At 42.8% G+C, this 7,123-nt stretch carries 6 protein-coding genes and 1 tRNA gene; 3 read left to right on the top strand and 4 right to left on the bottom strand.

Translation table 11 applies throughout. From position 1 onward, the window contains the following. A partial coding sequence (pheT, locus tag M3200_RS02470) for a phenylalanine--tRNA ligase subunit beta (protein WP_288178087.1) occupies window positions 1–1,505 on the top strand: 1,505 nt, incomplete at its 5' end. 91 nt (window positions 1,506–1,596) lie between these two features. Here the strand turns inward: pheT and M3200_RS02465 are convergent. Further along, window positions 1,597–2,091: an S-adenosylmethionine decarboxylase family protein gene (locus M3200_RS02465; protein ID WP_022381957.1), complete on the bottom strand. Its 495-nt coding sequence runs from the start codon at window positions 2,089–2,091 to the stop codon at window positions 1,597–1,599. A 331-nt stretch (window positions 2,092–2,422) separates the two neighbouring features. Here M3200_RS02465 and argR point away from each other — a divergent pair, with 331 nt between their 5' ends. Continuing rightward, window positions 2,423–2,878: an arginine repressor gene (argR, locus tag M3200_RS02460; protein ID WP_108849779.1), complete on the top strand. Its 456-nt coding sequence runs from the start codon at window positions 2,423–2,425 to the stop codon at window positions 2,876–2,878. Window positions 2,879–2,895: 17 nt separating this feature from the next. Beyond that, complete coding sequence (gene recN / locus M3200_RS02455) at window positions 2,896–4,560, top strand: DNA repair protein RecN (RefSeq protein ID WP_022381955.1); 1,665 nt, start codon at window positions 2,896–2,898, stop codon at window positions 4,558–4,560. 50 nt (window positions 4,561–4,610) lie between these two features. Here the strand turns inward: recN and M3200_RS02450 are convergent, their stop codons facing one another. The 3 genes from M3200_RS02450 to M3200_RS02440 form a co-directional block, all read right to left on the bottom strand. After that, a complete protein-coding gene (locus M3200_RS02450) occupies window positions 4,611–6,338 on the bottom strand; it encodes a DUF4127 family protein (protein ID WP_022381954.1) in 1,728 nt (575 codons plus the stop codon). Window positions 6,339–6,477: 139 nt separating this feature from the next. Then, window positions 6,478–6,566, bottom strand: a tRNA-Ser gene (locus M3200_RS02445). 8 nt (window positions 6,567–6,574) lie between these two features. Then, window positions 6,575–7,030: a nucleoside deaminase gene (locus M3200_RS02440; protein WP_022381953.1), complete on the bottom strand. Its 456-nt coding sequence runs from the start codon at window positions 7,028–7,030 to the stop codon at window positions 6,575–6,577. Between the last annotated feature and the right edge of the window lie 93 nt (window positions 7,031–7,123).

The following is a 7,123-nucleotide window of genomic DNA, read 5'->3' as shown; positions in this document are numbered from 1 at the left end:
ATCTTGTTATTTCTGATGGAAGCAATACGGCTGCATGCATCGCCGGTGTCATGGGAGGACTGAATTCCGAAGTTACGGAATCGACGAAGAACGTCCTCCTGGAAGCAGCTGTTTTCGACAGCGCATCCATAAGACGTACTTCACGCCGCCTGGGCCTTCGTTCTGAAGCGTCCGGCCGTTACGAAAAGGGAATCAACCCTGCAAGAACGGAAATGGCCATTAATAGAATCTGCCAGCTTCTGGAAGAACAGGGAGCCTGCCAGGTTGCATCCGGAATGGTTGATGAATATCCGGTCAAAGCTGAGCCGCAGATCATCGTTACATCTGTAAGAAAAATCAATGAATATATCGGCATTGAAATTCCTGCTGAAAGAATCATCAATATCCTGACCAGCCTTCATTTCGATGTCAAGGAATCGGAAGGAACGCTTGCGGTCACTGTTCCTGATTTCAGGCTTGATCTTGAAGGAATGCCTGATCTGGCAGAAGAAGTGGCAAGAGTATACGGGTATGCGAATATTCCTAATAAGACCCCATGGAGTGCTATTAAGAAGGGCAGCATCTCAGATGAGCAGAAAGTTCTCTTCAATATCAGCGATACCTTGATTGCCGACGGAATGTCTCAGGTTGTAAATTACAGCTTCATGGATAAGAAGGAACTGAAAAAGCTCAACTATCCTGAAACGGATAAGGTTTACAACGCAATCAAGATCATGAATCCTATTTCAGAAGAATATCCTGATATGAGAACAACGCTGCTGCCAGGACTTCTTCACACTCTGGCTTACAATCTGGCACAGCATAATGAACAGATTTCTATCTTTGAACATGGACATGTTTATCAGCCAAAGTCGCTTCCATTAACAGAACTTCCTTATGAATATGCACTGGTTTCCGGTCTGCTTTGCGGTGGTCCTGAAGAAAAAGGATATCCAAACAGCAACAGGGAATATGATTTCTTTGATGTCAAGGGAATCATGGAAGATGTATTCAAGGCACTGAACATCAAGGGGTATGAAACTGTAAGGTCCACATATCCTGTATTCCATCCAGGTATTTCTGCGGACTTTGTCAAAGATGGAAAGGTAATCGCTTCTTTTGGCGCATTGCATCCTTCCGTGCTGGATCAGATGAATATAAAGAAAAAGGTTTTCGGTTTTGTCATTTCCATTCCGGAAGTCCTTGGCATTGTCGATGAGGTCATAGATTATCATAAGATTCCTAAATTCCCATCCTCGACAAGAGATCTGTCAATGATGGTTCCGACGCAGTACATGAATATTGATGTAGAAAAGATCATTCATGATGCAGCAGGAGATAATCTGGAATCCCTGTATCTGTTCGATCTGTATCAGGGAGAACAGGTTAAGGAAGGCTTCAAGAGCATGGCCTACAAACTGTCTTTCCGCGCAGCAGACAGAACCCTTACCGATGCAGAAGTGGATCAGTGGGTGAACAATATTGTCAATGCACTTGCAAAGGCAGGAATTAATTTAAGAGCGTAACACCAATAAAAAAGGAGCACATGCCGAAAAGGCAGTGCTCTTTTTTTAATTGGTATGGATCCTGATAAACGAATATATTGAACCGCAGAAGTTATTCCGGCCCAAGTCCGTCTCTCTTTTCATTCCGGTGGACAATGTAGCTGGCTACTTTCTTTCCGGCAGCCGACATCTGATGTCCTGTATTTTTGAACTTATGCATCGTTGTCGATTTCGAATGGATATTAGGCTTCATATCAGGATTTATATTTCCTCTCTTGACTGAGGTTGCCCTGATTTTTTCCGGATGGAAATAGTTTCTGAGCATCACCATGGTCCGGGTCGGTTTTAAATCTGCATCAAAGCTGTAAATATCCACGGCTGCATAACAAAGCTGCGGGTAAGCATGTACGCAGATATGAGATTTATCTCCGTAAGCAGCAATGATTACCTCATCTTCGCTTTCATGGCAGAAGTTTTCTTTTAATGTCATTCCGATTTTTTCAGCAGCATCAATCATGGCTGCAAGCAGATCTGGTGACGAATCTATAGAAGAAGGTCTGCATCCATAGCAGTCAACCAGCAAATGCTTTCCGATATAATTATCCATATACATATCCCTCTATACAATGAATTGATTTTCTTTATTAAATTATAACAGAATATCCGATTTCATGCATTTATTTTGCAATTGTTTGCATTATCAAGAGCGTTAAACGGACGAAAGCAGAAAATCCTGACTGAAAACTTAATAAAATTTCAGGAAAGTGATCCGTAAAAAGAATTTTTATACAGAAATCATTGACCTTATTCACTAAATGCTTTAAAATTTATAATAAATATTCATAGGATTTAAAGTATGTCTATTCATTTGCAGGGATCTCATCTTGAACCGATGACTGAAGACTCCTGCAAAGGAAGCAATAGGAAAGGTAGATATAATGAAAAGATATAGAATAATGAAGATAAAGGAAATCATACAGAATCAGGTCATTGAAACGCAGGAAGAATTGGCCGCTGCTTTGAAAAAAGAGGGGATCGTAGTTACACAGGCAACTGTATCCAGAGATATCAAGGAGCTTATGCTGATTAAGGTTCCCTACAAGGACAGGCATTACAGATACGCTTTATCTGATGAAAAGCAAAATGTCATGCCCAAGAACCACACAGCCATGTTGTTTCAGCAGGCAGTCACAAAGATTGACAGCAGCATGAATCTTGTCGTTTTACACACGATTCCCGGTTCCGCATCGGCAGTTGCATTTGCTATCGATCATGCCAATTCTGATGTGGTTATAGGAACGCTGGCCGGGGACGATACGATTCTGATCATTTTGAAGAGCCCGGAAGACGTTCCTGTCTTTCTTGAACATATTCAAGGACTTTTAAAGTCATAAAAGTGAGGCGGTGAACAATGCTTCAAAGTCTTCATATCATTAACTTTGCAATCATTAAAGATACTGTTCTTGATCCGGCATCCGGCGTGACAATCTGCACGGGAGAGACCGGATCGGGAAAGTCTATCGTTATTGATGCACTGGCAGTTTTAATGGGAAGGCGTGCAAAGACTGATTTCATACGTACGGGAGCCGATTACTTCAAAATTGAAGGTGTGTTTTATGTAGATGACACTATCATCGAAGATCTTCAGAAGGAAGGGATCGATACCGACGGCAATCAGCTTATTTTATCCAGAAGACTCAATAGGAATGGAAGAGGCATATGCACAATTAATGGCAATTTCTGTACGGTTCGCCAGCTGCAGAGTCTGGGAAGCAAGCTCGTGAGGCTTCACGAGCAAAATGATAATATGGAACTTCTGTCGATCCCGTTTTGCGAAAGAATGGTGGATACAGGTACTCCGGATGTCATAGCATCATATAAGAAATACCGGGAACTATACGAAGAATGGAAAAAATTAAAAGATGATCTCGATGATTATAAGTTAAGGAAACAGGAGAGAGAACGCAGGCTTGATACCCTGGAATGGGAACTCAACCAAATCAATGCAGCAAATCTCCATGAGGGAGAGGATGAAGAGGTAACCAGCAAGCTAAATATCCTCCAGAATCATGAGAAGATCCTGAGGGCATTGCAGGAAGCACTGGATATTATCACAGCTGATAATGGGGTACAGGATTGTATAGCAAAAGCGGTCAAGGAGGTATCCATTGCCTCTTCCTATGACATCTCCATTGCATCACTCTCGGAATCCTTGGATTCAGCAGCATATTCTCTGGAAGACGCAATTACGGGAATTGAATCATACTTGTCAGGCAGTGATTTCTCCGAGGAGGAACTTAGCGGGCTTCAGGAAAGAAATGAAGTTATTCTTGAAATGAAGAAAAAATTTGGCCCTGCCATTAAGGATGTAATCGCATATGAATCCAATGCAAAGGCAGAGTATGACTCCCTCAAGGAAATTATTTATGATAATGACAGTATGCGGGAAAAATTCAGCGTATTGACGAAGATGGTTATGCAGGCAGCAGAATCATTGAATCACTTAAGACAGGTTTCCTCCGCCAGAATCCTGAACCGTGTAGTCGATATCTTGAAAGATATGGGTATAAATAATGCCAGGATGGAGCTGCACCTCGTACCTGCGAAAGAACCAGTTCCCAACGGTGCTCTTGAAATGGAATTTTATTTTTCCGCCAATACGGGCGAACCTTTAAGAAGCATGAAGGATACAGCGTCCGGCGGCGAAATATCCAGAATTGCGTTAGCCATTGAAATGGTGATTTCCAACCTCTTGAAAAGACAGACACTGATATTTGATGAAATTGATGTGGGCATCAGCGGGCGTGTTGCTATTCAGGTCGCGAAGAAAATCGGAATTCTATCCAAATCTCTGCAGATCTTATGTATTACGCATCTTCCCCAGACCGCATGCATTGCGGATAAGCATTATAAAATTGCTAAGAAAGTCATTGACAGGCATACTTTTGCTGAGGCAGACCTTCTTAATGAAAGCCAGCATCTGAATGCCATTGCTTTGATGATTTCCGGCACCTATGATTCAGCAAGCGCCTTAGAGTCTGCCAGAGAAATGGAAAAAAGCGTCAAAAACGGTTAATAAAAAAGGAGACCAGTTTCAAATGCGGTCTCCTTTTCTGCTGCAGATTTTTATTTATTTATATAGACGGTCGAGATATCCGTACCTTCGGATACATTGCTTCCCTTAGCCTGCACGGGAACGGAAGCGGATTCGGCTTTTGCTTTCTGCTGTTCCTGAGCTTCTTTCAATTTTCTGGCAGCCTCCTGCTCTTCTTTAAGTCTCTTGGCTGCCTGCGTCATATAGACGGGGTATATAGGATTCGGAGAGACTTTTGCATCAATTTCAAACAGGCGGTTCCATGGGAAATCTGCTGAAACGGTGGCCGGATTCAATCCTAATTTTCTCTTCGCAAAATCCTGGACTTCAGCTATCATTTCTTCCTTGATATCCGGGGTAGGGATATAGTTTGTATGCTGAGATTCACACATTCTGGTTATATCCTTGCGGATATTTGCCTGATAAGCCCAGTTGTCGAGATATTGCTCGGTAAGCATATCTTTATGATCCTGCGCGGACATGTCAGGAGCCAGGATAGCCTGTGCGATGGCAAATCCGATTGTATTCGACGCAGTATTCCATCCGTCATAGGCAGCTACTTTGTAGAGAATGTCATGCTTCTGCATAAGCTTCATCAAAGTATTATCGGAGCCGTTTGCAAAGTAAACATCAACCATGGCAACCGGAATTCCGCGATCGATAATGCTGTCGACCTGGTTCATGAAATCTGTTGTGCTTTGTTTCATCATGCCGTAGTTGCTGAATGTTCCGGATTCTCCAGTCGAAACAAGAGGCGTATTAACGGCAAGCATAATATCCGGTGTGTTCTTTTTGATAATCGTTCCGCCGGCCGCAATGACATGTTCTTCTATCGTCTTTCCAATCGGCTGATTCTCATAACTTGGAACCGTATCTTCTTCACGGCCTAAAGGATAGATTACAGAAAATGTCGGCTTCAGGTGATTGGCATCATTGTGGTATCTGGCAATTAAAAGCAGAGCCAGCTGATCGGCGCCTGGGAAGGAACCGTAAATTTTAGGGGAGAGTCCCTTCGCATCCTTGGTCAGGTATCTGGACTCCAGAGCGGACTGAGAGTTCTTGCTGTTATCATCATGTCCTTTGCAGAAGTACGCAAAAACACCTTCCCGTGTATCTTCGATCAGTTTCCTGTTGATGATTGTATTTTTAGTTCTTCTTTTATACCAGTCCTGAAGGTATTCTGAAGGGACAGAGAGTTTCAAAGAAAGAAGCTCAGCAGTTTCAGCATTGGAGATCGTCCCGATATCCATTTTGTCCTGCAGAGCAGAAATTCTGTATAATGATGTCCCGTAGCTGGTATAGTAATAGGGCTCTACTCCTCCGCTGGAAGCATAAGGAGTTCTCATAATTGTACCGAATGCATAAATCGGAACACTCGGGAATCTTCTGTGAAGTGTGCGGATTCGGTCAGCTCTGTTCTCCAAAGTCTCAAGTGATTCATTATGTTTTCTGGAATCAACGAGTCCTCCGTAAATCAAGGTATCAGTGGAGAGGATGGCAGCATCTGCTTTGCCTATGTTCCTGTCTACCCATTGCCAGATAAGATCGGGGCTTCCCTGATAATTTTTCCCGGACAGATATGCGTCCGGAGGCGTAAGGACCGTATAGCCTGCCTTTGTTGCTGTTGAAACTGTATAAGATAAGCTTACAGGACGGTTATCCTGAGGAACCAGAAGCAGGGTCTTGGCATCGGAAGATAGAATCCCGCCTGCAATGAAAAGAGCAGAGGCCAATACGAATAGTTTTCTTTTCAGTACCAAGTTAAAATCCTCCATAGTTAAAAGTTATTTTAAATATTATATCACGTACAGGAAAAGTTAATAAATTTTCCGTGCAAGAGAAAAAGCAGAATTAGAAAAAGCAGAATTTTCCCGAAAAAGATAATTCTGCTTTAATTTCTGGCGGAGCAGGTGGGATTCGAACCCACGGGCCGCGAACGGCTAACGGATTTCGAGTCCGCCTCGTTATGACCACTTCGATACTGCTCCATATTAAGTTAATGGCTCTCCCGGCTCAATAAAAAGAACTTGTCCATCAGTTCTTTGCACTCATTGAATCTGACTCCGGCAGTAATGGAGAGATTATGGTTGAGTGCCTGAGACTGCCCGATCTGAAAGATGGAATTAATCCCACCATACTGCATATTAGGAGCTCCGTACACAAGTCTTGATATACGGGAACCCATAATTGCACCGGCGCACATAGGGCATGGCTCTATGGTAACATAAAGAGTACAACCCGTCAAACGCCAGCGGGACAGGAATTTTGAGGCACTTTTTATTACCTGTATCTCGGCATGGCCCGAGGGATCATTCATCGTTTCTTTGGTGTTATGGCCTATGGCAATGACAAAATCGTCAAGGGTCAGGACAGCACCGATTGGAACTTCTCCTGCGGACAATCCCTTCAGCCCTTCTTTAATGGCCAGATTCATATATTTTGTGTCATCCATTATAACCTCTGTTATAGAGCATTCGTAAATAACAATACTTTCTGTATTTTCTAATCATAATTCGGGAGTGTAAAATAGTTTGTGTAAATCGGT

This window comes from Dialister sp. CAG:357 (assembly GCF_000435155.1).
In the GTDB taxonomy this organism is placed as follows: Bacteria; Bacillota; Negativicutes; order Veillonellales; family Dialisteraceae; genus Dialister; species Dialister hominis.
The sequence above is the reverse complement of the archived record's forward strand: the minus strand, read 5'-3'. Positions and strand labels throughout refer to the sequence as shown.